Genomic DNA, 24,521 nt, shown 5'->3' with positions numbered 1-24,521 from the left:
TATGGTTTATGGCTAATTGATAATTTATAATTAACCATTAATAATCAAATAATTATTCCTGATGATTTTTAAGCCACTCTAATCTGCGTTGATCCGGTAAATGTGTTACTTTAAAGTTTTCGAATTTAGCTTCAAAACCTTTTCCGTCCGGCGATGCGGCCATTAAACCAACCATAACTGGTGTATTATCCTGTAAAGGCGCATTTCTTGTCAAAATATAATTTTTATCATCAAGCGAAAAGAAAACTTCAATGGCGTCTAGTCTTCTCACGACTTTTATCCATACAAACGGCGGTGCTTTTTCAAGGGTTGTTACGCTCCAATCACTTTTGTCGTGTGTTACAACGGTGCTGATATTAAATTTTCCGTCGACAAATTCAACTCCGGTTTTGATGTAGTTTTTTTCGTCAACACGAATCATTAATCCCATTTGGTCAAAACGGGCAATATAATTTCCTGTCAGTTTTACTTTGGCTTCAAATTCACCGCCGTAATTGGCATAGTAAAAAGGTGCATCATCAACAGTGAATCCGTAATGCGAAATACGCCAGTAATCGCTGTTTGCGGTTACATTCATGATTAAGGCATTGTTTTTAATTTCCCATTTTTCAGGTTCATTAAACCATTGCATTTTATTCAGACTTTGTGCCGAAATATTTTGTGTGACAAATAATGTAAAAACAATAAGTAGAATATTTTTCATGTCATTTATTTTTTATTGAACCATTAAGAGATTATGAGAAATTAAGCCGTGTGTTTACTAAACTTTTAAACCATTAAGATTAAGTTCAAAGCTTAATACACTTAATAGCTTAATGGTAAAAAGAAAACTTAATTTTAAAAAGCAAAGCTGCAACTTTTTACAATCGCAGCTTTACAACCAACCAATTTAGAAATAATGAAATTATTGAAGTGAGAATCCCACTTTAGATTTTATATCTGTCGAAGATGCTCCAACGATAGCTTCAAAAGCTCCTGGTTCTGCAACCCAGTCGTGTTTTTTGTCATCAAAAAAGCTTAAAGCTGTTTTATCAACTGTAAAAGTTACTGTTTTTTCTTCTCCCGCTTTAAGCGAAATTTTATCAAAACCTTTTAATTCTTTTATCGGACGTGGCAATGAAGATTTTAAATCGCTAATATATAACTGAACAACTTCTGAACCTTCTCTAGTTCCTGTGTTTTTTACTTTTACAGAAAATGTAATTTTATCTCCAGCTGACATTTGTTTTTTATCAGCCGTTACATTTCCGTATGCAAAAGTCGTGTAGCTTAAACCGTGTCCGAAAGAAAATAATGGTTTTGCTTTTTGTTTGTCTGCATAACGGTATCCAACAAAAATGCTTTCTTTATAAGTAACTTCGTCTCCTCCAGGAAATTCTCCTAAAGCATGTGCACCGTTATCTGATAATTTTACAGGGAAAGTAAATGTCAATTTTCCAGATGGATTTACATCTCCAACCAAAACTGCAGCCAAAGCATTTCCTGCTTCAGTACCTAAAAACCAACCTTGTACAATTCCCGGAACCTCTTTTACCCACGGCATTGCCACAGCATTTCCTGAAATATTTACAAAAACTACATTTTTATTTACTTTAGCTAACTCACTAATCAATTTATCCTGATTGTACGGAAGCTCTAATTCTTTACGGTCATGTCCTTCATCATCCTGGTTTGGACTTTTATTCAAACCTCCAATAAACAGTACAATATCAGCATCTTTTGCTACTTTTAAAGCTTCTGCAGTTAATTCAGCCGGAGAGCGTTTTTCTTCTAAACTTACTTTCGCAATAACGCCGTTATAATTACTTGTAGGATCTCCCACATAACCACGAGCGTATACTATTTCAGCCTGATTGCCAATTCTTTTCTTTAATCCTTCAAGCGGTGTAATTTCATATCTTGCTTTCAATGAAGAACTTCCTCCACCAACGGTCATCATTTTGATCGCATTTTCTCCAATAACAGCAATCTTTTTCGTTTTAGAAAGGTTAATTGGTAAAACGTTATTATTGTTTTGAAGCAATACAATTCCTTCTTCTGCAATTTTCAAACCTGCATCAGCATGTTCTTTAGTTCCGAAAGATCCAAAAGGTCTGTTTTTATCCATTGTAGTTAAAAAAGCTAAACGCAAAATACGACGTACTTTATCATCTAATTCTTTAGTTCCAACTTCACCTTTTTTAATCATTTCAGAATATGGTTTCGCTAAATAATAGTTGTCATACGCATTACTGGTTCCCCATGTAAGTCCGTTTGTCCAAGAACCAAATTCCATATCCAAACCATTATGAATCGCTTGTTTTGTATCATGAACTCCTCCCCAATCAGAAACTACAACACCTTTGAAGCCCCATTCTCCACGAAGAATATCATTTAATAAAAACTCGTTATGGCAACAGTGTTGTCCTTTATATTTGTTGTAAGAACCCATAATTGCCCATGCATCACCTTCCTGAACAGCAGCTTTAAAAGCTGGAAGATAAATTTCGTACAATGCACGATCATCAACAATTACGTTTACGGCATTACGATTCGTTTCCTGATTGTTTAAAGCAAAGTGTTTAACACAAGCCGCAACTCCATTCGATTGAACTCCTTTAATATAAGGAACGACCATTATTGAAGTTAAAAACGGATCTTCTCCCATATATTCGAAGTTACGACCGTTTAATGGTGTTCTGTAGATATTTACTCCAGGACCTAATAATACATTTTTGTTACGGTAACGCGCTTCTTCACCAATTGATTTTCCGTATAATGAAGCTAAATCTTTGTTCCATGTTGCAGAAAGTGCGGTTAAAGCCGGAAACGCAATACAAGAATCGTTTGTCCAGCCTGCCTGGTCCCATTCGTCCCATTTTACTTCGGTACGAATTCCGTGTGGTCCGTCGGTCATCCAGTTTTCAGGAATTCCCAGACGTTGCACGCCCGGTGAACTAAATTTTGACTGCGCATGAATCATGGCAATTTTTTCAGCAGTTGTCATTTTAGAAAGTGCATCTTCTACACGTTCATTTATTGGCTTTTTATCATCAAGATAAACCGGAACTTTATTTTGTGCATTCAAACCGAATGAACTCAATAAAACTAAAACAAGAATTGTTTTAACGTTTTTAAACATAACTATTAATTTATTTAAAGCATTTAATTTCACATCAAAGTACTTCAAGTCAAAAGTACCTTTTAATAATATTGTAAAGCTAAAACGTTATAGTATGCTTTGGATTTTTAAACGAAAAAAAGTAGTGAAATAAAAAATTAAAATATTGATTACCAAATATTTAATTAATTTTTAGATGTAAAAAAAGTAGTGAATTTAAAATAAATCGTTATACTATCAAGGAAATTAAACCAATTTTCATGACCATTTCTTCTAAATCATTTCGCGAAACTGCGGCTTTATTTCGAGCTCTGGTTCTATAATTATAAATTGTGCTTAAAGAGTAACGAAGAAAGGCTGCAATTTTTACGCTGTCGGTAATTCCAAGTCGAATAAGGGCAAAAATGCGAAGTTCCGTATTAAGTAATTCACCCTGTTTTAAAACGATTTGTTCTTCCTTAATCAGCAATTCATTAAAGTCTTTTACGAAAGTAGGATATAAATTCAGAAAGATAATATCGAAATTCTTGTATAATTCTTCCAATTCATTATCAACCAACGTAGTCGATTTCAGCATTTTGTAAATTTCATCAAACTGTTTTGCGGTCGCTTTTTTATTTAAAATAATGCGGTAATTTTCTAATTTATTGATGTATGCGGAACAAAGATTAAAAAAATGCGCAATATATTCTTCCTTAACGTGATTAGATTCTGATAACTGCGAATTACGTTCCTGCAATTGATTATTGGTTTCGGTAATATCTTTGTTTAATTCGGCTAATTTCTGGCTTGTTTCATAAAGTTCTCCACGAATCCTGGATACTTTTTTCATTTGTTTGTAGACATAAATAACCGCTACAATCAGAAATAACGAAAGTAAACTAATGCATAAAAGATACAATTGAAGCTCTGTTTTTCTTTTGGCTTCTCTTTCTAAATAAACCGTATTTATAATCGAATAAACCTCAGACATTAAAAGCGTACGAAACTGTACATTGCAATAAAGAGCGTCTTCAATCGCAGATTGTGTTAGTTTATAAGCCATATCGACATCGCCAACTTCATAAAAAACCAAAGCCAGTTCCTGAAGCGATGCATTGTCTTTATTCGCATTTTTAATATCTGCAGTGGCCGAAAGTGCGTAGTATTTTTTTCTTAATTCTAATTGATGCGTGGTTTCATAAATACTTCCTAAAAGATAGGTAATCATCGCATATTGCGGATTATCATCTTTTGCATTTTTCAATAATTCCATCAACTGTTTTTGTGCATTTCCAAATCTCATTTTAGACATGCCCTGCTGAATTTTATTGATCTGATAATCTAAAGTATTCGGATCTAAAACCGTTAATAAGGAATCGCGGTATTTTCGAATTTGCTGAAGGTATTTTACATCGTAACTATTTGCAGCATAATGCTCAAAGAATTCACGATATGCAATATAATACGTTTGAAGTAATGCTTTTGATAATGTTTTTTTATCAATACTTTTTAAAATAGCTTCAGATTCGCGGTATTTTCCTGAAGATGAATAAAGCGTTACCAATTGCAGGTTTGCTAAATCTAATAAAGGTTTATTTTGAAGTTCTGCAGCAATTTTAAGGTTCTTTTTTACATAAAAAATAGCTGAATCTGAATTGAATTTTTGATATTCAGCATACAAAGTTTTATTGTAATTGTACTCTTGCTCTTTCGTTAAATCTGCCGATTTAATTTTTTTGAAGTTCAAAATACGTTCTTCTTTCATTTGAACATAACGCTGCTTATTTCTAAGAGCATCATTAAGCTTATCTAAAATAGTATCGGTACTATCTGCTGCGTAAACAGGAAAGCCAAAGAGAACAATTAAAAGAAACAAGAATGAATTTTTCAAACTACTTAAAAATAAATGAGACTTACAAATATAAGAAAGTGTAAATATAAATGTGAATTATTTATGATTTCGTATATTTTAATGAATAGAAAATTTAATTCATAAAAAATAGATTTTGAACGAATCCGGGAAATGTTTTTATAGTTTTGTTTAAAACTGAATTCCTAATCTAAAACCACAAACCAATGCCGCATTTTATTATTGATTGTTCTGAAAATGTAATCCGCTTAAAATCTGCTGACGAAATAATGCAGGAAGTTTTTGATTCGGCCGTATCAACAGATCTTTTTATTGCGTCTGAAATTAAAGTGCGCATTAATCCTTTTACATATTATAATAACGGAAATTCCTTAGACGATTTTATTCATGTTTTTGGCTATATTATGGAAGGCCGAAATACAGATCAAAAAGCTACGTTATCAAAAGCTATTGTAACAAAACTGAATAAAATACTTCCTGAAGTTCCGGTAATTTCGATCAATATAAAAGATTTTGAGAAGGCTAGTTATTTTAATAAAACCATGATTTAAAATATAGATTGGTTCTTATTGTTATAAATAAAATGATTACATGTTAATTTTGATATAAAAAAAATGGTTTCACTTTAGATTCAAAAAATGAATTTTCAAGTGAAACCATTACCTTAATACAATTCTTATCTAACCACGGATCTTATTTTAATTAAGGCTTTAAGTCTGTAAATTTAGTGTCAGGCTCAAAAGCCTTTTTAACTTTTTCTACTACAATTTCATTTGCTACAGAAAACTCAGCTGTTTTCTTAATATTTTCTGATGAAGCACCAACCAAAACTTTATAAGTTCCTGCTTCTGCAATCCAGGCACTTTTATTTTCTAAAAATGAAGCCAGGTCTTTTGGAGATAAAGTGAGCTTTAAAGTTTCACTTTCACCCGGTTTTAATTCTTTGGTTTTACCAAAAGCTTTTAATTCTTCTTTTGGTTTGTCAATAGATTTTGATGGTGCAGAAAGATAAACCTGTACCACTTCTTTTCCTGCAACTTTTCCGGTATTTTTTACTGTAACTGAAACTGTCAATTTATCCGTAAATGTTGAAGAGCTCAATTTTACATCTGTATAATCAAAAGTGGTGTACGAATTCCCAAAACCAAATTCATAAGATGGTTTTACATTAAAAGTATTATAATAACGGTATCCAACATAAACGCCTTCTTCATAAGTCACTTCTTTTGGATTATCAGCAGGAATTCCGGGGAAATTTTTAGCTGATGGTGTATCAGCATATTTCACAGGAAAAGTCATTGTTAATTTTCCTGACGGATTTATTTTTCCGGAAACGACATCTGCAACAGAATGCCCGCCTTCCTGACCTGGCTGCCAGGCTAATAAAATAGCATCTACTTTATCTTTCCACGATGCTGTTTCAATTACACCGCCAATATTTAAAATAACCACTACTTTTTTTCCTTTTTCATGAAACGCTTTCGAAATTTTATCCAGCATTTCGATCTCTTCTGTAGCGATATTAAAATCATTATCAACAACGCGATCTCCGCCTTCTCCGGAATTTCTTCCTAAAGTCACGAATGCAATTTCTGAGCTTGCTGCTTTTTTAGCAATAAAAGCATCGTCCATTTTCAATTCAGGAAGTCTTTCAGGCAAAGCCAAAATTCCTCTTGCTTTTCTTCTTTCTTTTTCAGCTAAAACCTCTTTTTCAGCGTGCGGTTTATACAAATCAACCAATTCTTTATCTAATTTGTAACCTGCTGCTGTTAAACCTTCTAAAAGAGAAACGGTGTGTTTATTGTTCACGCTTCCGCTTCCTGTTCCGCCTGTAATCCAGGCATACGAAGTAACTCCAAATAAAGAAACTTCTTTTTGTTTGTCAGCAAAAGGCAATGCATTTTTTTCATTTTTAAGCAAAACCATTCCTTCAGCAGCAGCATTTCTGGTTACTTCAGCATTTTTAGTTAAGTTTGGTTTGTCGCTGTATTTATATTTTGCAAAAGTTGGCGTACGAAAGATATATTCTAAAATTCTTTTTGCGTTTGCATTGGCAACTTCCTGAGATAATTTACCAGAATTTAAAGCTTCAATTAATGCTTTTTTCTGAACTGGAATTCCTGGCATCAAAAGATCGTTTCCGGCATTCATTTGTAGTACAACATCAGAACTAGAACCGTTTTGTATGCTCTCAAAACCAGGAAAACCTCCAAACCAATCTGTCATTACAATTCCTTTAAAACCCCATTCCTCTCTTAAAACCTGAGTTAGCAAATCTTTTCTGGCAGAAGTATATTCGCCATTTATTTTATTATAGGAAGACATTACAGTCCACGGTTGTGCTTCTTTAACCGTGATTTCAAAACCTTTTAAATATAATTCTCTGATCGCTCTTTCAGAAACGTGAGCATTTATTGTTAAACGATTTGTTTCTTCATTATTAACAGCAAAATGTTTGATTGAAGTTCCAACTCCCTGAGACTGAATTCCGTTTACAATCGCTGCAGCGGTTTTGCCTGAAATTAACGGATCTTCAGAATAATATTCGAAGTTTCTTCCGTTCAAAGGATTTCTGTGGATATTTAAAGCCGGCGCCAATAAAACATCAACACCATATTCCTTTACTTCATTCCCCATTGCTTTTCCAACTTCTTCTAAAAGCGCTTTATTCCATGTTGAAGCTAAAGCAGTTCCAACCGGAAATGCCGTTGCATAATAGGTTTTTGAATCATTTTCTCTGATAGGTTCAATTCTTAAACCTGCAGGACCATCAGCAACAACAGTTGCAGGAATTCCAAATCGCTCGAAAGCTTCCGTTCCGCCCGCAGCTCCAGGAACTAAACCTTGTTTCGAATCACCAACAGGACCAGTCAAAACTTCGATTCCCGGCATTCCGGTTCCGATAAGTAATGCTGCTTTTTCTGCATTCGTCATTTCTTTGATAATCGCATCAATTCTTTGATTTACAGAAAGACGTGTATCTTCCCAAAGATCTAATTTTCCGTTTCTGTTAAAATCTTGAAACGTAAAACCTTTAATAGTTACAAGCGGTGGATTCGTTTCATCACTTGGAAGCGTATTCCATGATACATTAGAAATAACCAACGCCGTCAAAAGTGATACTCGCGCTGTTTTTATAATTGTTTTTTTCATAAGTGGAAATTTAGAATGTGGTTGATAAATAGTAAAGTTGTGATATTTGATATTTTCATTGCTTCATTATGAAGCAATATTAATTACTTTTTTTCATATCAACAAATAAATTCGCTTAAATTTTCATTTATCATAATCAGGAACTAATAAACTTAACATATTCTTAGTCAGATAAATATTCAATTGAAAATTAAGCAGAAGCCAAAAACCTCTAAAAGCATTGATTTTAAAAGAAAAAAGTATTTTTTTGAGGAATTACATTGATTTATAATTTTCAAAAAGAGTAAATTTGAAAACAAATCAATACAATGGAATTTAAGAAATTACTTGAACAACAGTCTGAAGAAGCGTTTGAAAAATATATTCCGACGCTTTCTATTGATTGCGTTATTTTTAGCTTTCATGAAAATTCCCTGCATGTTTTAACGGTAAGAATGAAGGACCAGGATGCTTGGGGACTTCCGGGAGGATATGTAAAAAAAGAGGAAAACGTTGATGATGCGGCGGTTCGAATTTTAAAAGACAGAACGGGAACAGAAGATATTTATCTGCAGCAATTTTATACTTTTGGAAATCTAAAACGATCAGAAAGTGCTTTTGAGGCTTATGATGATCGTATTTGGAACAAACAGCGTTTTGTTTCTATTGGATATTATGCTTTGGCCGAACATTCGAAAGTAAAATTGGTTATTGATCAATATTCGAACGCCGTTGAATGGAAATCTATTGATGATTTACCGTCGTTTATGATGGATCACAGAACTATTCTCGATAAAGCTTTGCTTACGCTTCGTGAGCAATTAAACAATCATCCAATTGGTTATAATCTTTTACCTGAGAAGTTTACAATGCCGGAACTTCAAAAATTATATGAAGCGATTTTAAGTAAAAAGCTAAATCGCGGTAATTTTTACCGAAAAATTCTTCGCTATGATATTCTTACCAAATTAGATGAATCGCGCAAAGGCGGCGCTCATAAAGCTCCTGATTTGTATAGTTTTGATTTGGAGAAATATAACAATGCTTTAAAAGAAGGTTTGAAGGGAAATTGGTAGAACAATTAAAAAATTAAATGATTGAAAGATTGAAAGATTAAAAAATGAATTAATAAATCTTTCAATCTTTCAATCATTTAATCTTATAATCTAAACTGCAATTGGCGCCGCCAGACAACTCTCCGGAATATCAAAAGCATTTACCAATGCAACGGCATCCGGGCGAATATCCCAACAAAGTTGGTTTACGATTTTACGAATTGCTTTGGTTTTTACGGCTTCCATATAACCGTCTTCAAGATACCACGCTTTATTTTTTTCTATCTGTGAAAGCGCATATAATTGGTATAATTTTGTCAATATAACTTTTGAATTTTCGTCTTCAACCGTTTTTATAGCTTCCTGAAATTGCTCTAAAACAATTCTTTCCAAATAAGCCTGAGCAACATCGATCATTTGATGCTGAACAACATTGAATGCGTCGTAAGGTTCTAAACCGCCATCAACCAATTTTTTGATACGTCTTGCTGCCGATGCCAAAATTGTTTTTTCTCTGTGGATGAAAGCCTGCAAATGAAATTCTGAATCAAGTAAATGTTCATCATCTGCCCTTCTTGTTGCAATTGGGTTTTTCTCGGCAATAGCCACTTTTGCATTTTCATACACATAATTGATGATTCCCAAAGAACCCATTTCTCCGAATGCTTTTCTAAATTCAGACAAACGATTTTTAGCCACTAATTGCATCAAAACGGTATTATCACCTTCAAAAGTTGTGTAGATTTCAGTATCATTTTTTAAAGCGTCGATTCTGTTTTCAGATAAATAACCTTTTCCGCCGCAAGCTTCACGACATTCCTGTAAAATATCTCTTGTACTCCAGGTCGAATAGGATTTCATTCCGGCTGCCAAAGCTTCAATTTCCTGCATTTCTGATTCTGTTTTATTCAGGAATCGGTTGGTAAGATATTGTAAAGCAAAATGAACGGCGTAAGTTTTCGCTAAATGCGGAAGTAATCTTCTTTGATGCATTCTGTAATTTAAAATCGGAACTTCAGAACCGCCTTCAGGACCAAATTGTCTGCGTTGGTCGCTGTAACGAATCGCAATTGTTAAACCTGATTTTGCTGCCGCCAAAGCTGAACGCGGAATTCCGATTCTTCCTCCAACCAAAGTTCCTAACATGGTAAAAAAACGTCTGTTATCACTCGGAATCGGGCTTTCGAATTCTCCTTTATCATTTACAGAAGCAAATCTGTCTAACATATTTTCTTTCGGAATCACAACCTGATCAAAACTAATTGTTCCGTTATCAACGCCGTTTAATCCCATTTTATGGCCACAATCGCCTATTGTAACACCGTTTATCGTATTTCCGTTTGTATCACGCAACGGAACTACAAATGCATTTACGCCGTAATCGTGATCGTTAATGATAAGTTTGGCAAAAACGGTTGCCATTTGCCCGTGAACGGCTGCATTACCAATGTATTCTTTTTGGGCGTTTTTATTGGGTGTATGAATCGTAAACGTTTGATCGTTATGATTGTAAGTTGCTGTAGTTTCTAAGCCTTTTACGTTCGAACCGTGATGCGTTTCAGTCATCGCAAAACAGCCCGGTAATTTTAGCGAACCAATATCGTTTAAATATTTAGCGTAATGTTTTTCTGTTCCAAGCGATTGTACGCTCATTCCCCAAAGTCCGAACTGAACACCAAATTTTATCACCAAACTTAAATCGTGATAACTTAAGGTTTCCATAATCGCAAAATAATCGGCGATGTTTTCTCCTCCGCCATATCGTTTTGGATAGGCCATGTTTCCAAGGTTTTCTTTGGCTAAAATTTTACACCAATTGTATACCGTTTGGCGAAATACATTGATATCTGTTGAAGTTTCATAAGCAAATTCAGGTCTTGAAATTACCGATTTTACTTTTTTGATTATCGCAGCTTCTTTTCCGTCAAGAAGTGCTGTTATTTTTTGAATGTCAAAATTAGATGTTGTTTGAGAATTGGATGTAAAGGAATTTTCTTTTGTTTTAAAATTCTGAATTACTTCTTCGCCTAAAACTCCCAAATCGTTTTCCAGCTTTGTAAAATCTGCTTTTAAAGATGAAATATCCAAGTCTTTTTCAGAAAGTGCTACGGCAATATCAAATATTGATTTTATGGATGATTTGTCTTTGATGCTTTTTTCAATATCCAGTTTCCATTGTGTGAGTTCATTTCGCGAAGGCGGATTTGAAATATCTACTTTAGAAAGAAGAAATTGTTTTTCTTCCGGCGAAAGTAACGTTTGTGAAGTAATGAATTCCTGCAAAGTTGTAAACTCTTTTTGAGTTAACAAATCATCGGACCACACTAAGTAAAATAATGGAATAAAGGCTTGAAGTTTGGTAGCTTTCATATAAAAATATTGAATCGGTTTGGAAATTGAATTTTTAACTGTCCTTCTGTTAAACAAAAAAACAGAAATGAAAAATACTCATTCCTGTTTAAACATGCTGTTAAGATTCTGGTAATTTTATGAAAAAGGTTTGCCTCGAATTGCACAAATTTTCACTATTTGAAAATGTCTTAAAAAAAAGTTTGCCACGAATTTCACGAATTTACACGAATTAGAGTTTTGTCTAATTCTACAAATTAAAAAATAAAATTCGTGCAAATTCGTGAAATTCGTGGCAAAAAAATCGTGCCTGAAATTATTTTGAAACGGGAATATATCGTTGTTTTAAACTCACAAAAAGATGCGAATTAAAGATGATTACAGCTATAAAAATAATGCTGTATACTGCAATTTGCAATACGCCAATTTGTTCATGATAAACGAATGTTGCCAAAGCAAAAGCAATCATCGGGTTAATGTTTAAAAGCATTCCAACTGTTGATGAATTGATGCCTGAAAGTGCATATAAATTCAGGAATAACGGGAATATCGTAAATAATATCGCAATGGTTTCGATACAGAAATAGAATCTAAATTCTGTTGGAACCGGACCGCTGTAAGCCGGATAAAATGGCAATAAAAACAACGCTGCCAATGTAATATGAAAGGTTAGAATGATAAACTTATCAAAACCTTTATTAACACGTTGGCTTACTAAATAACAGGCGTATGTAAGTCCAATGATTATACTGAAAACCATATCCATAATATCAGCATAAGACAATAATAAGCAGCCTGAAATACTTAATCCGACAGAAATCCATTGTGTTTTGCTAAGTTTTTCATGCAAAAGAAAATACGCTAATAAAGTGGTTAGAATCGGGCAAACCAAATAGGCTAAAGATGTTGCTTTTACGCTAACATGGTTCATTACATAAATAAATGTAAACCAGTTTGCCATTAAAAAAACGCTTCCACCAATATTCAGTAATATTGCTTTTCTTTTTTCGGCTTTGGGCAATGCTTTAAAAATCTCGATTGTTTCTTTTACTTTTTTTCGCTTGAAAGCAAAAACAATCAGTAACATTAAAATACTACAGCTAAAAACGCGGTTGAATAAAATATCTAACGATGGATAATCATGAATTGGCTTTAAAACCAAGCTGAAGAATCCCCAAATGGTGTATGCGGTAATCGCGGCGATGTAGTATTTTGTTGTTTTCACGGAAGTTGGTTTTTTGGTTTGAATATTATAAAGCAAATTTCTAAAAAATAATACAGCAATACAGATACAGTTTTTGTAAATTGCACCGTAACAGTTTTTTTTATGAAAAATTCAAATTACTTATATCTGCAGTTTGCGGACCGAATTGAAAAGCAAATAAAATCGGGTGTTTTAAACGTTGGTGATAAGTTGCCTTCTATTCGTGAAGTGGTTGCCGAAACGGGCTACAGCATGAGTACAGTTAGCAAAGCTTATTATGAAATCGAAAGCCGGTCTTTGATTGAATCACGGCCGCAATCCGGTTATTATGTAAGCAATATTTCGGCCAGAACGATTCCTGAACCTTCGTCAAGTAAACCTGTTTTAATATGCGAAAATGTTGATCGCGAGGATTTAATCGATCAGGTTTACGGTAATATGACGGATAAAAATATTACGATGTTGTCTTTAGGTTTTCCGTCGAATGAGCTTTTGCCTATTGCTAAATTAAATAAGGGAATGGTTCAGGCTATGCGTCAGTTGCCTAATAGCGGGACGAATTATGAAGAAGTTCAGGGCAATCCGAATTTAAGAAAAGAAATTGCACGTTGGTCTTTTAGTTGGGGCGGATCTTTAACTGAAGATGATATAATAACAACTCCCGGCTGTACAAGTGCCATATCACATTGTTTGATGACTTTAACAAAACCGGGCGATACTATTATTACAGAAAGTCCGGCGTATTTTGGTGTCCTGCAATTGGCAAAATCATTGGGATTGTATATTATGGAATTACCTACGAATATGACGACGGGAATAGAACTTGAAGCATTAAAAAAAGCACTTTCTACTAAAAAAGTAAAGTTGTGTTTATTGATGAGTAATTTTAGTAATCCGTCTGGAAGTATGATGCCGGTTGAACATAAAAAGGAAGTGGTAAAATTGATGGAGTTTTATAATATTCCGTTAATTGAAGATGATATTCATGGCGATTTGTACTTTGGCTCAAGCCGACCAACGAATTGCAAAACGTATGACGAAAGCGGCATTGTACTTTGCTGTAGTTCTGTTTCTAAAACTTTGGCACCGGGTTATCGCGTTGGCTGGGTTTCACCGGGAAAATTTAAAAAGGATATTTTAAGGAACAAAATTTATCATACGCTGTCACCGGCTACAATTACGCATGAAGTTGTGGGTGATTTCCTGAAAAACGGACGTTATGAAAATCATCTTCGCAAAATTCGCCATATCCTGATTTGCAATTGCAACAATTATATTAATACGGTTTTAGAATCTTTTCCGAAGGGAACAAAAGTGAGTCAGCCTCAAGGCGGTTTTTTTCTTTGGATCGAATTAGACAAAAAAATAGATACGGCTGCTTTTTATCATTTGGCGATGAAACATCATATTAGCATTGCACCGGGCCGAATTTTCTCGTTTCAGGATCAGTTTTCGAATTGTATGCGATTGAGTTTTGGTTTGCCGTGGACAAATGAATTGCGACAATCGATTCAAACTTTGGGCAGATTGCTTCATTCTTATTAAAAAAAGTTTGCCACGAATTACAGCAAATAAAAAACCAGACAACACAAATAAATGCGCTGTCTGGCCAACAATTAAAATAGACTAAAATTAATTATAAAACATAGTATGTGTTCTTATCTACTTTTGCAGGTTCAGTAGTTAGATTAAATTCTTTAATGATATCAAATTCGCTTTGATATTCGTTTAACATCTGCATGATATTTTTTTCAATTGTGTTCGAAATAGCGGTTACAGGTGTATCTGTAGGTCTGTTTTCGAAAGGATCCTGTAAGTGAATTGCCATTCTTTCAATTAAAAAGAATGCTCCGGCAATTGCGGTAATCAACGGAATTGCAAACCAGCTTAATACGCTGATTAATCCGAAAGGCAATAGTAAAATAAATAAACACAAAGTCAATCTGATATACATACTGTATGTCGTTGGGAAAATTGTGTTTTTAATTCTTTCACATTTACCCATATGATCACATAATCTTGACAACGTATTATCAATTTCTACTTGCTGGTACATATTAATGTGCTTCGTGTTTTTAGCATTTCGAAGGTCTTTGGCGTGAAGCATTAAAATAGCATTGGGTATATTTTGATGGTTTTTTATAAAACGCAATTCTTCCTCACTAATTAAACCTTCAATTGGTTTTATGGCATCTCTGTTTCTTAATGCCTGACCTAAACTATAACACCATGCAATTTGTCTTTTAGCAAAATTTTCTTTGAATTCGCTTGCTTCAACAGAAAAATCAGGATCTTTATAAAAGGTTAATACCTGACGGATTAATGTTCTGGAATCGTTTACAATTGCACCCCAAACAATACGTGCTTCCCACCATCTGTCATAAGCCTGATTAGACTTAAAAGCTAATAATAAGGATATAATTGTACCAATCATGGTTGGTATCGCAATTGGAATATCTACGGGAAGGTTTATAAAATAATTATGGAAAATTTCAAACAAAATCGTGTAAGCCAGTACGAGGCCTAATTCTACTTTAATTTTTCCGAGAACGTACTTCATTGGGATTCTTTTCTTTAATAACATATTTTCGGTTTTAAATTAAACTCTTTTTTAAGTTGGATTTACGCCATTTCGTAAAGTGATAAAACAGGAAGTCCTAATTTATCGCTGGTGTTTTCTTTTTTAGTTTTTTTGAAATTTATTTTTTCGCCTTTACGGGTTTCTACTAATAAATCGATGTCATATTTAGAAATGGCTTCTGATAAATAAGGGGCAAATTGTTCGTAATTGTCATCAAAATTGGCTGTTTGACTTACAATTTCATAAGAGAAATTCTGGCTCAAAAACTGCTGTACATCTTTTACATGCATATTTGCTTTGGCATTTTCGATGTAAAGTGCTTTATTGAAATCATCTTTTGCAACTTCTGAACCTAAGTGTAAAATTGGACATTTTTGGTTTCCTGCTAATTTTACTAAATATTGATGAATTCGTTTTGTTTCTTGTTTGTATGAATTTGTCAAAACAACCAATTTCACATCAAAAGCATCAATAATTCCTTTAAAAATAGGTGCAGAAATTCCGTATTGATTATGTACTTTAATTTTGCAATTCGCAGTATTTTCTATAATGTATCTGCACGTTTCAAGAACTTCTTCCTGGCTTGAGGTTAGCGCCGTTCTCATTTCGCGTAAAAATTGTACAGAAGAAAAAGCATCCGGAGTTTCAGAAACCATCATTAAAATGATTTCACAATTGGTGTTTTTTGCCTGATTAACAGCTGATTTTACAGCATTAATTGTATCTTCTTCTAGTGTGGTGGGTATAAGGAAATTTTTCATAAGTATAATCGTTTAGTTTATACATACAAAATAACACCGCGCAAATTAGAAGGGTATTAATCTAAAATTAGAATTTCCTAAGATTCAACATTAGAATTTCTAATGTTGACTTTTTTAGTATTGTCTTTTCTGAAAATAATAGTAACAATGGTTCCTTTGTTTTGTTCTGATTGCACCTGGATTTCGCCATCGTGCATTCTGATGATTTTAGAAGCTAAAGGAAGTCCTAAACCGTAACCTATATATTTAGCTGCAATTTTTCCTCTGAAAAAAGGTTCATACAAATGTGGAATATCTTCTGGCGGAATTCCGATTCCGATATCGTTGATACTAATTTTAATCCAATCACTATTTGCAGAAAGCGTTACAAAAACCTCATTATTGTCAGAGTATTTCACCCCATTTGTAATGATATTATTAAGCGCCAGCTCTAAAAGCGGTTTATTGCACGGAATTAAAAGCAGATTAGAATCTTTTGGAGCAAAATTAAGTTTGATGCTTACGCGATTATCAGGATAAATTTTATCTAAATCAGATTTTACTTCCATTAATAATTCATCAATTCTGGCAATATCAAGCACTTGTTTTTTTCCGTCGTAACCGGTTTGGGTCAACTTCAGTAAGCTTTCGGTTAAATTTCCTAATCTTGAAGCCTGACCGTAAATATTTTGTAATGATTCTATATATTCAGGAACTGCTCTTTCTTTTAAAAGCATTATTTCAGACTCAGCAATTATGGTCGTAATTGGCGTTTTTAATTCGTGAGAAGCATTATTAATAAAATTAGCCTGGATCTCAAAAGAGGTTTCCAAACGATCTAACATATCATTGAAAGTTGCTGTAAGATCTGAAATTTCATCTGAATTCTTCACTTCCGGTAATCTGTTATGCAGGTTTGATGCACTTATTCGGTTTACTTCTTTGGTAATTCTTGCAACCGGATTTATGACACGTTTGGCCAGAAAACGCCCCAAAAAGAACGCCAGGAATATAAAACCAATCCCTCCAAAAATCAATATTTTTACAATATAAATGGTTGTGGTTTTTCCTCTTCGGTCTCGCGCGCCAACAATTACAATGTATTTTTGATTGTTTTCTGTAAAAACCTGTCCTAAATAATATTTGCTGTTAATTTCAAAATAATCTTTTCCTGTTGCCAGAATATTAGAATAGAATGAATTGGGTAAATTTAATTTTGTATTGTAATCAAAACTATTGGCACTGTTTATTTTAAGAACATATTCTTCTTCTTCGATAAGTTCTTCGAGTCCATTTTTTTTAAGATTACTGTAATATTTTATCTTTTCGGGATCGTCCTGAAAATGTATGGAAGAGACGATTTTTGCTCTGTCTTCTAATCGTTTTAAAAAGTGGTATCTGTTATTTTCACGGAACAATACAAAAACTATAATACACAATAACAGCGTACTAAAGGTAGAAAGGGCAACGTAAGTAAAGGTAATTTTCTTTCTGATATCCATTTTATGGCTGTATAACGTAACCTAAACCTTTCATGGTATGAATAAGTTTGGTTGTAAAAGGTTTGTCTATTTTTTTTCTTAAATAATTGATATAAACATCTACAACATTTGTGTTCATATCAAAATTGATGTCCCAGACATTATCTAAAATCTGGTCTCTTGAAACAATTCTGCCTGTATTCTTGGCCAAATAATACAATAATTTAAACTCTTTGGCGGTTAAAACAATCGATTCTCCTTCTCTTTTAACAGTTTTAGCTTTTCCATTTATTTCTAAATCGCTGATCACTATTGTATCTACTTTTTCAGTTTCCTGATTGGCTCTTCGGTTTAAGGCATTTACCCTTGCATCGAGTTCTCCAAATTTAAAAGGCTTTACAACATAATCATCGGCACCGGCATTTAATCCTGTTACAATGTTTTCTGAAGTTCCAAGTGCTGTTAAAAGTAAAACAGGGACAAAATTTTTGCCGGCACGTAATCTTCTGCAAATTTCGATTCCGTTAATATCCGGCAGCATTACATCTAAAATTACCACATCAAAAGTATAATTCTCAATCATTTCCAAAGCCGTTTTACCATCAAGAGCAACGCTGACTTCATTGTTATTTTCAGCGAATCCTTTGCGTAAAATAGATAATAGATTGGGCTCGTCTTCGACTATAAGTAACTTCATTTGAAAAAGGTATTAGTAACAAAAATAAGGATTGAGTTTTAAAAACGAATTACAATAATTTAGAATTATGAATTTATTATGAAGAAAACAATTTAAAGTAAGAAAATTGAATTTTATGTTTTTTAACCTTTAAACTATTACCGAAGTCTTTTTTTAGAATGTTTCGCCGGCATTTAAATAGAAGGCTTTTGATCTGTTTCCCCATGCATAATCTACAATTAAGTTCGTTCTTGTGGCTTTGTCTATCAAAATACGCAAGCCAACACCAATTGCAGGCTGAACGTATTCAAAAAGATTTGTATTTGTTTCCGGATTGCTCGTGGTTACAAAATTGGTAAAAACAGTGCCGCTTATCATTTGGTTGCAGGTAATTGGAAACCTGAGTTCTGTAGAAAGATAAATTAAATTTGTTCCTCTAAACAAGCCTTGTGTATAACCTTCTCCGCTCCTGCTTCGCTGATCCCAACCAATGGCAGGCAAATTTAGGTACGGAACTTTTCCTCTGGTAATGAATTGTCCGTAAGCCCAAATTCCTAAAATATAATGTTTGTTCTTTTGAGAAAGGGGAATAAAATTGCGGTATTCTGTATAAAGAACGTTGCTATAACGCTGATTTTTAAAGAAAACAGGATTAAAACGATAGTTGATATTGGCAAACCATCCGTGATTGGTATTTACCTGATTATCTCTTGAATCATAAATTAAATTGAGGCTCATTCCGGTTAAGAAATATTCTAAATCATTAAACCCATATTTTTGACTGTAGTTATAATGATACGTCAAGTTTCCGTTGGCAACATCGAGTTCTTTGTCTTTAATGGTTGAATACCAGTCGATATTGATTCCGCCGCCCACATAAAAATTTTTTCTTACTTCAAAAGAAGCGGTTTGGTGAAACTTAAAATAATTATAATCCATAGGTTGTGCAATAGAATCAATACTAAAATTGTCATCTTCTCTACGCTTTGGAATAATATTGGTTCCTAAGCCATAATTGGGTTGCGAAAAAATATACAATCGATAATCTCCACTTAAAAATATCCTGTTGTTTTTTAGCAGAATATTGTTTTTAATATTCACCAACCATTGCTTTTTAGTCGTATACGTGATTCCCACATTGGCAATTGAAAACTTATCTGTTTTTTGTTTTCCTTTAAAAGTATATTGGGCAACGGCGCCAAAAACAAATCCTGTGGCAGGCTGAGAACCAATTACGGGAATAACGAGAAAAAAACTGTTTTTAACGGGTTTAACAACATAAATGGAGTCTTTCTTTTTGAAGATTTCGAATATTGTGTTAGGAGGGCAAAATTCTGCGTTAATAGAATCGTTTTGAGCAATTAAACTAAACGGTATAAAAAATAATAACCCAAAGATTTTAAATCTATTCTGAAAGCAATTATTTTTTAAAAGTTCTACCATTGCAAGTTTTATTTTTTTGAAACAATAAGCAACCTTACTGTAAATATAAACCTTATTATCAATAGTTTAGATATATATTCTTATAAAATAAATAATCAACGTTCTTATATTTTTAAAAATAAGTCTGGAAAAAGACTTTAATTATCTGGCTTAATTATTATCTTTTCGGTCTTAAATAATCTTTAAAACAACATTGAAAAAAGAGTCTGAATATTTCCTGGATAAAGAATACGACACCAAAATTTATGGTAGAGATGATCTTAATTTTAAGGATTTTGAATGTTGTATTTTTAATAATTGTAATTTTTCGGCTTGTACTTTTTTAGCGGTTACTTTTATTGATTGTGTTTTTAATGATTGCATTTTTAGTGAAGCAAAAATCAATTATGTGGCTTTTAGAACGGCTAATTTTAATCGTTGTGAAATTAAGGAAGTGAATTTTGCCATGTGCGATAAACTTATTTTCGAAGTTCATTTTCACGATTGCATTCTCGATTTTTCTAAGTTTTATACATTGAAAATAAAAGGAACTACATTTACAAATTGTAGCTTAATTGCGGTCGATTTTATGGCAACAGACTTAACAAGTGTTCTTTTTGAAAATTGCGATTTATACCGCTCTGAATTTGATAAAGCAATTGCCAACAAAGCTGATTTTAAAACAAGTTATAATTATACGATTGATCCATCAAAAACTAAACTAAAGAAAGCAGTTTTTGCTTTGAAAGAAGTAAAAGGTTTATTGTTTAAGCATGATGTTATTGTGAGTTTGTAAAATAAAAAAAGCCAGTATAAAACTGGCTATTGATATATTTTTTGTTTGGAATTAACCTACTATAACATCTCTTTTCATGATAAATAATTTTAAATTAATTATATAACAATATTATCGAATAATTGCTATTTACACAAGTTTAATGTGTTAAATCTTATCCAACATCTAAATCATCTCCTGACTTAAATTTTTTACTAGTAATTACATCTTTAGAGTAAAAATCTTTGACAAAAATATCTGTAAAACCAGAAAGTGAATGTTTTGCGATTACTGTCAGTCTAATATATGAAGATGAATCACTCCAATTTGCTTCTAAATCCTCTACGGTTCTAATTCTCATTGCATGCAGGCTATTTGTATCAGCATTTTTTTTACAAGGAATATAAGAAATGAAGTTATCTTTTAATACGATATCTTTTCCTTGAATATTCATTCCTCCAACGCCGCCAACTTGTTTGTAAAATGTAGGTTCAATTCTAATATCGAAAATTTCACAATTGGTTTTGTTTACAAATTTGAAAAAGTAATTTGTTTGTCCTTCAAAGGTAACTTTACTAATATGAGATGATATTTCTATTTTTGCTCTTTTCCGATTCAAAAAATACATCAAAAATAAATACGATGATATTACGCCAGTGACAATGCTGATTATTATACCTAAAATTATCTCAGTCATGTTTAAATTTATAATTATTTAAGCAAAGGTATATTTAAATTTAACAAGTAAAATATTATTTTTAAAATAAATTAATTATTGAAAACTTACATCATTTTTCATATTTAAAATTGCAGATATTTAGAATAATTTCTGATTGAAGTATGCAATCTCAAAAATTAAATTTTATTAAATAATTTTAAAATATTGTAAGCTTTTAACTCCATTTAACATATTTTTGCAAGGACTAAACCAAATTTACATAGAAAAAATGGCAGAATTAGAAGTAATAAAACATACCAAAAAAATGCATGAAGTAGCAACAAGCAAAAAACATAGTTTTGTAGAAAAAGTAAAAGAAATTGGTTTAGAAATTTTCATTATTGTTTTTGCGGTTTCCTTATCGATTTGGCTGCACGGTTGGAGCGAACACAACCACGAACAGGAACAAGTTAAGAAGTTTTTACTTGGATTAAAATCAGATATCCAAAGTGATGTTAATGATAGTAAAGCTATTATTAAACAATATCAGGATTTTGGAAAAACATACGAATCTCTTAGTAATTTAGATAAAAACAAACCTTACAATCAAGAAGAGTTAAAGAAACAATTGCCTTATATTAATATTAATACTTATTTAAGACCAAGTATCTATCGATTTAATGGCTTTGTATCTTCTGGGAGAATTGGAAATATTGAGAATGATTCGCTTTCATTAAATATTTTAAAATACTATCAGCAAACTCTTTCTGAAGTAAATTCATCAGAGTCCGGATGGATGTCACGTCAAAAAAAGTTACAGAATTACTTAGAAGAAAATTTAAATAATCCTGAAAGTATTTCTGATAACTGGAATTTGTTAACGACACCAAAAGGAAAACAAATGACAAAAAATCTTATTCCGTGGAATCAGATTTATGAGCGTTATAATAATGTAATTAAGTCTGGAGAAACTATTATCAAACAGATTAATGAGGAATATAATTTGGATAAGTAAATTCCTGAAATATTACCTAAAAAAAAGACCCGATTTAATGATAAAATCGGGTCTTTTTTATTTTTATAACCTAAATAATTACAATCGTTTCTCCATCACATAATCCTCCATTAAATATCCGTTTCCAATATCAATATTGACTTCATCCGTAACTTCAAAACCTAATTTTTGATAGAAACGTAATGCATTATTAAATCGATTTACGTTTAGGGATAATGCAGTTGAATTATTTTCTAAAGCTAATTTTTCAATCTCTTGAAAAACTATTTTTCCAATTCCTTTTCCTTGTGTTTCCGGCAGAAGATATATTTTGTGAATTTTTGTTGCCAATCCATTTTTATAATTATGCTCGATTCCGATAAATCCAATTGTTGCTTCTGAATCTGATACTAAATAAAATAATTGTTCTTTATTTTCGATCTGTTTTCTTAAAGCTTCATCAGAATAAAATAATCCTAACATATACTCTAACTGCGTTTGAGATAAAATTTCACCATACGTAATTGGCCACGTTATATTTGTAATTTCCTGAATCACTTTAATATCTTCTAATCCTGCTTCTGAAATTGTAATCATATTATATTAAAAACTACTCTTATTATTTTGTAAAAATTTGATTTTCCTGTTCGCTTACGCGGATGAAAGTCGTACGTTTAGTCAATTCTTTTAATCTTGAGGCACCAACATACGTACAAGTGCTTCGTAAACCACCTAAAATATCTAAAACGGTATTAATAACATTTCCTTTAAACGGAACCTGAACGGTTTTACCTTCGCTCGCTCGATATTCTGCAACGCCGCCAACATGTTTGTCCATTGCTGTTGTAGAACTCATTCCGTAAAATTGCTTGAATTTATGACCGTCAATTTCGATTAATTCTCCTCCGCTTTCTGAATGTCCGGCTAACATTCCGCCCAACATGACAAAATCTGAACCTGCACCAAATGCTTTGGCAACATCGCCAGGAGTACTGCAGCCACCGTCGCTAATAATATGTCCTCCCAAACCGTGAGCAGCATCTGCACATTCGATAATAGCAGAAAGCTGTGGATATCCAACTCCGGTTTTTACACGTGTTGTACACACAGATCCGGGACCAATTCCGACTTTTACGATATCGGCTCCGGCCAATAAAAGTTCCTCAACCATTTCGCCTGTAACAACATTTCCGGCAATAATAACTTTATCGGGATATTGTTTACGTGTTTGTTTTAAAAACTGTACAAAGTGTTCAGAATATCCGTTTGCTACATCAATACAAATAAATTTCAGTAACGGGTTTGCGGTTATTATTTTTCCGATTTTATCAAAATCTTCTTTTCCTGTTCCGGTGCTTATGGCAATATAATCGTAGAAATCCGGTGTTACTTTTTTTAGAAAACTATTCCATTCTTCTAAAGTGTAATGTTTATGAATGGCCGTGAAAAGTTTTTCTTTTGCCAAAACCTGAGCCATTTCAAAAGTACCAACTGTATCCATATTTGCCGCCATAATCGGAATTCCTGTCCAATTTAATGTGCTGTGCAAAAATTTAAAATTTCGATCTAAAGAAACTTCAGATCTGCTTTTCAGCGTTGATCTTTTTGGTCTAATCATTACGTCTTTAAATCCTAATTTAAGATCAGTTTCTATTCTCATGGTTTTACATTTTGGTTACTTTCAAATGTAAGGAATTTTAGAATTTGGATTGTGGATTTTAGATTAAACTTTGCGATTATTTCAACGCGGATGACGCAGATTCGCTAAAGCGAAAACGCGGATTTTATACGGATTTTTTATTTTAAAAAATTTTCCAATTGGAACGTGTTTCGGATTCGCTCAACGTGACAAACCTGAAACTTGAAACCTGAAACTAATAAAACTTGAAGCAAAAAACTTACCCGTGAATCGTTTCTCCTTTTCCGTAGTTTGTAATGATTGATTCTTCGAATGCCAGCCATTCTCTCCAGCGCTTTTCTACGTCTATTCCAACTCCGTATTTACGGGCGTATGTGATGAAAGTAACGTAATGTCCGGCTTCGCTTTCCATTAAATCTCTATAGAAAACTGCTAATTCTTCGTCCTGAATGTTTTCAGACAATACTTTAAAACGTTCGCAGCTTCTGGCTTCGATCATAGCTGAGAATAATAATCTTTCTACAAGACCAGAAACTCGACTTCCGTCACCGCTTTTCTTCATATATAAATACAATTCATTTACATAATCGTCTTTGCGTTCGCGTCCTAATTTTAATCCTCTTTTGATGATTATATTGTGAACCTGCTCAAAATGGTCGATTTCTTCTTTGGCCAACGCCAATAAATCTTTAACCAAATCCTGATGTTCAGAGTTATTGGTGATTATCGTAATCGCATTTGTTGCTGCTTTTTGCTCACACCAAGCGTGATCTGTCAAGATTTCTTCTATATTTTTTTCAACGATATTTACCCATCTTGGGTCGGTTGGCAATTGTAATCTTAGTACGCCCATTCTTTTAAGT

Annotated in this window: 20 protein-coding genes; 5 read left to right on the top strand and 15 right to left on the bottom strand. The window is 32.9% G+C overall.

The features are described from left to right. Positions 1 to 52: 52 nt before the first annotated feature. The 3 genes from GKZ86_RS04105 to GKZ86_RS04095 form a co-directional block, all read right to left on the bottom strand. Positions 53 to 703, bottom strand: coding sequence for a DUF1349 domain-containing protein (locus GKZ86_RS04105; protein WP_154781841.1), 651 nt, complete (start codon positions 701 to 703; stop codon positions 53 to 55). Positions 704 to 904: 201 nt separating this feature from the next. Then, positions 905 to 3,121 (bottom strand): glycoside hydrolase family 3 C-terminal domain-containing protein, encoded by a 2,217-nt coding sequence (locus GKZ86_RS04100; RefSeq protein ID WP_154781840.1) that lies wholly within the window; start codon positions 3,119 to 3,121, stop codon positions 905 to 907. Between the two features lie 208 nt (positions 3,122 to 3,329). After that, a complete protein-coding gene (locus GKZ86_RS04095; RefSeq protein WP_228526529.1) occupies positions 3,330 to 4,958 on the bottom strand; it encodes a DUF6377 domain-containing protein in 1,629 nt (542 codons plus the stop codon). 200 nt (positions 4,959 to 5,158) lie between these two features. Here GKZ86_RS04095 and GKZ86_RS04090 point away from each other — a divergent pair, with 200 nt between their 5' ends. Further along, positions 5,159 to 5,503 (top strand): 5-carboxymethyl-2-hydroxymuconate Delta-isomerase, encoded by a 345-nt coding sequence (locus GKZ86_RS04090; RefSeq protein WP_154781838.1) that lies wholly within the window; start codon positions 5,159 to 5,161, stop codon positions 5,501 to 5,503. A 151-nt stretch (positions 5,504 to 5,654) separates the two neighbouring features. Here GKZ86_RS04090 and GKZ86_RS04085 read toward each other — a convergent pair whose 3' ends face one another. After that, positions 5,655 to 8,105, bottom strand: a complete 2,451-nt coding sequence (locus GKZ86_RS04085; RefSeq protein ID WP_154781837.1) for a glycoside hydrolase family 3 N-terminal domain-containing protein — start codon at positions 8,103 to 8,105, stop codon at positions 5,655 to 5,657. 308 nt (positions 8,106 to 8,413) lie between these two features. Here GKZ86_RS04085 and GKZ86_RS04080 point away from each other — a divergent pair, with 308 nt between their 5' ends. Next, on the top strand, positions 8,414 to 9,160 hold the full coding sequence (locus GKZ86_RS04080) for an NUDIX domain-containing protein (RefSeq protein WP_154781836.1): 747 nt from the start codon (positions 8,414 to 8,416) through the stop codon (positions 9,158 to 9,160). 90 nt (positions 9,161 to 9,250) lie between these two features. On the opposite strand, the gene GKZ86_RS04075 is transcribed toward GKZ86_RS04080, so the two are convergent. Together GKZ86_RS04075 and GKZ86_RS04070 are read right to left on the bottom strand one after the other, a co-directional pair. After that, on the bottom strand, positions 9,251 to 11,509 hold the full coding sequence (locus tag GKZ86_RS04075; RefSeq protein ID WP_154781835.1) for an acyl-CoA dehydrogenase: 2,259 nt from the start codon (positions 11,507 to 11,509) through the stop codon (positions 9,251 to 9,253). Between the two features lie 295 nt (positions 11,510 to 11,804). Next, entirely contained in the window at positions 11,805 to 12,713 is a 909-nt protein-coding gene (locus GKZ86_RS04070; RefSeq protein WP_194632444.1) for an EamA family transporter, read from the bottom strand. 102 nt (positions 12,714 to 12,815) lie between these two features. On the opposite strand from GKZ86_RS04070, the gene GKZ86_RS04065 reads away from it, so the two are divergent. Further along, entirely contained in the window at positions 12,816 to 14,237 is a 1,422-nt protein-coding gene (locus GKZ86_RS04065) for a PLP-dependent aminotransferase family protein (RefSeq protein WP_154781833.1), read from the top strand. Positions 14,238 to 14,328: 91 nt separating this feature from the next. Here GKZ86_RS04065 and GKZ86_RS04060 read toward each other — a convergent pair whose 3' ends face one another. From GKZ86_RS04060 to GKZ86_RS04040, 5 genes are all read right to left on the bottom strand, one after another. Further along, positions 14,329 to 15,276 carry a bestrophin family ion channel gene (locus GKZ86_RS04060; protein WP_154781832.1) on the bottom strand — a complete coding sequence of 316 codons (948 nt, stop codon included), beginning with the start codon at positions 15,274 to 15,276 and terminating at the stop codon, positions 14,329 to 14,331. 38 nt (positions 15,277 to 15,314) lie between these two features. Continuing rightward, positions 15,315 to 16,034 carry a universal stress protein gene (locus GKZ86_RS04055; RefSeq protein ID WP_154781831.1) on the bottom strand — a complete coding sequence of 240 codons (720 nt, stop codon included), beginning with the start codon at positions 16,032 to 16,034 and terminating at the stop codon, positions 15,315 to 15,317. 77 nt (positions 16,035 to 16,111) lie between these two features. Continuing rightward, positions 16,112 to 17,515, bottom strand: coding sequence for a HAMP domain-containing sensor histidine kinase (locus GKZ86_RS04050; protein WP_154781830.1), 1,404 nt, complete (start codon positions 17,513 to 17,515; stop codon positions 16,112 to 16,114). Position 17,516: 1 nt separating this feature from the next. After that, positions 17,517 to 18,191, bottom strand: coding sequence for a response regulator transcription factor (locus GKZ86_RS04045; protein ID WP_154781829.1), 675 nt, complete (start codon positions 18,189 to 18,191; stop codon positions 17,517 to 17,519). A 153-nt stretch (positions 18,192 to 18,344) separates the two neighbouring features. Next, the gene (locus GKZ86_RS04040; RefSeq protein WP_154781828.1) at positions 18,345 to 19,613 is read right to left on the bottom strand and encodes a BamA/TamA family outer membrane protein; all 1,269 of its coding nucleotides are present in this window, start codon (positions 19,611 to 19,613) and stop codon (positions 18,345 to 18,347) included. A gap of 193 nt (positions 19,614 to 19,806) precedes the next feature. Here GKZ86_RS04040 and GKZ86_RS04035 point away from each other — a divergent pair, with 193 nt between their 5' ends. Beyond that, the gene (locus GKZ86_RS04035; RefSeq protein ID WP_154781827.1) at positions 19,807 to 20,388 is read left to right on the top strand and encodes a pentapeptide repeat-containing protein; all 582 of its coding nucleotides are present in this window, start codon (positions 19,807 to 19,809) and stop codon (positions 20,386 to 20,388) included. A 154-nt stretch (positions 20,389 to 20,542) separates the two neighbouring features. On the opposite strand, the gene GKZ86_RS04030 is transcribed toward GKZ86_RS04035, so the two are convergent. After that, a complete protein-coding gene (locus GKZ86_RS04030; RefSeq protein WP_154781826.1) occupies positions 20,543 to 21,064 on the bottom strand; it encodes a hypothetical protein in 522 nt (173 codons plus the stop codon). A gap of 250 nt (positions 21,065 to 21,314) precedes the next feature. Here GKZ86_RS04030 and GKZ86_RS04025 point away from each other — a divergent pair, with 250 nt between their 5' ends. After that, positions 21,315 to 22,040, top strand: coding sequence for a hypothetical protein (locus GKZ86_RS04025; RefSeq protein WP_154781825.1), 726 nt, complete (start codon positions 21,315 to 21,317; stop codon positions 22,038 to 22,040). A gap of 78 nt (positions 22,041 to 22,118) precedes the next feature. Here GKZ86_RS04025 and GKZ86_RS04020 read toward each other — a convergent pair whose 3' ends face one another. The 3 genes from GKZ86_RS04020 to GKZ86_RS04010 form a co-directional block, all read right to left on the bottom strand. Beyond that, the gene (locus tag GKZ86_RS04020; RefSeq protein WP_154781824.1) at positions 22,119 to 22,616 is read right to left on the bottom strand and encodes a GNAT family N-acetyltransferase; all 498 of its coding nucleotides are present in this window, start codon (positions 22,614 to 22,616) and stop codon (positions 22,119 to 22,121) included. 22 nt (positions 22,617 to 22,638) lie between these two features. Continuing rightward, positions 22,639 to 23,679, bottom strand: coding sequence for a GMP reductase (locus GKZ86_RS04015; RefSeq protein WP_154781823.1), 1,041 nt, complete (start codon positions 23,677 to 23,679; stop codon positions 22,639 to 22,641). A gap of 238 nt (positions 23,680 to 23,917) precedes the next feature. Next, on the bottom strand, positions 23,918 to 24,511 hold the full coding sequence (locus GKZ86_RS04010; RefSeq protein WP_042564406.1) for a tRNA-(ms[2]io[6]A)-hydroxylase: 594 nt from the start codon (positions 24,509 to 24,511) through the stop codon (positions 23,918 to 23,920). Positions 24,512 to 24,521: the final 10 nt, after the last annotated feature.

The sequence above is a fragment of the Flavobacterium sp. LC2016-13 genome, assembly GCF_009707955.1.
In the GTDB taxonomy this organism is placed as follows: domain Bacteria; phylum Bacteroidota; class Bacteroidia; order Flavobacteriales; family Flavobacteriaceae; genus Flavobacterium.
Note: the sequence above shows the minus strand (reverse complement) of the source record. Positions and strands in the feature narration are given on the sequence as shown.

What these genes read in the sequence shown, in the direction of transcription:
- GKZ86_RS04025 (WP_154781825.1), top strand. Translation starts at nt 21,315, where the DNA reads ATGGCAGAATTAGAAGTAATAAAACATACCAAAAAAATGCATGAAGTA.
- GKZ86_RS04105 (WP_154781841.1), bottom strand. Translation starts at nt 703, where the DNA reads ATGAAAAATATTCTACTTATTGTTTTTACATTATTTGTCACACAAAAT.
- GKZ86_RS04055 (WP_154781831.1), bottom strand. Translation starts at nt 16,034, where the DNA reads ATGAAAAATTTCCTTATACCCACCACACTAGAAGAAGATACAATTAAT.
- GKZ86_RS04020 (WP_154781824.1), bottom strand. Translation starts at nt 22,616, where the DNA reads ATGATTACAATTTCAGAAGCAGGATTAGAAGATATTAAAGTGATTCAG.
- GKZ86_RS04010 (WP_042564406.1), bottom strand. Translation starts at nt 24,511, where the DNA reads ATGGGCGTACTAAGATTACAATTGCCAACCGACCCAAGATGGGTAAAT.
- GKZ86_RS04085 (WP_154781837.1), bottom strand. Translation starts at nt 8,105, where the DNA reads ATGAAAAAAACAATTATAAAAACAGCGCGAGTATCACTTTTGACGGCG.
- GKZ86_RS04090 (WP_154781838.1), top strand. Translation starts at nt 5,159, where the DNA reads ATGCCGCATTTTATTATTGATTGTTCTGAAAATGTAATCCGCTTAAAA.
- GKZ86_RS04065 (WP_154781833.1), top strand. Translation starts at nt 12,816, where the DNA reads ATGAAAAATTCAAATTACTTATATCTGCAGTTTGCGGACCGAATTGAA.
- GKZ86_RS04075 (WP_154781835.1), bottom strand. Translation starts at nt 11,509, where the DNA reads ATGAAAGCTACCAAACTTCAAGCCTTTATTCCATTATTTTACTTAGTG.
- GKZ86_RS04045 (WP_154781829.1), bottom strand. Translation starts at nt 18,191, where the DNA reads ATGAAGTTACTTATAGTCGAAGACGAGCCCAATCTATTATCTATTTTA.
- GKZ86_RS04050 (WP_154781830.1), bottom strand. Translation starts at nt 17,515, where the DNA reads ATGGATATCAGAAAGAAAATTACCTTTACTTACGTTGCCCTTTCTACC.
- GKZ86_RS04040 (WP_154781828.1), bottom strand. Translation starts at nt 19,613, where the DNA reads ATGGTAGAACTTTTAAAAAATAATTGCTTTCAGAATAGATTTAAAATC.
- GKZ86_RS04080 (WP_154781836.1), top strand. Translation starts at nt 8,414, where the DNA reads ATGGAATTTAAGAAATTACTTGAACAACAGTCTGAAGAAGCGTTTGAA.
- GKZ86_RS04100 (WP_154781840.1), bottom strand. Translation starts at nt 3,121, where the DNA reads ATGTTTAAAAACGTTAAAACAATTCTTGTTTTAGTTTTATTGAGTTCA.
- GKZ86_RS04030 (WP_154781826.1), bottom strand. Translation starts at nt 21,064, where the DNA reads ATGACTGAGATAATTTTAGGTATAATAATCAGCATTGTCACTGGCGTA.
- GKZ86_RS04015 (WP_154781823.1), bottom strand. Translation starts at nt 23,679, where the DNA reads ATGAGAATAGAAACTGATCTTAAATTAGGATTTAAAGACGTAATGATT.
- GKZ86_RS04060 (WP_154781832.1), bottom strand. Translation starts at nt 15,276, where the DNA reads ATGTTATTAAAGAAAAGAATCCCAATGAAGTACGTTCTCGGAAAAATT.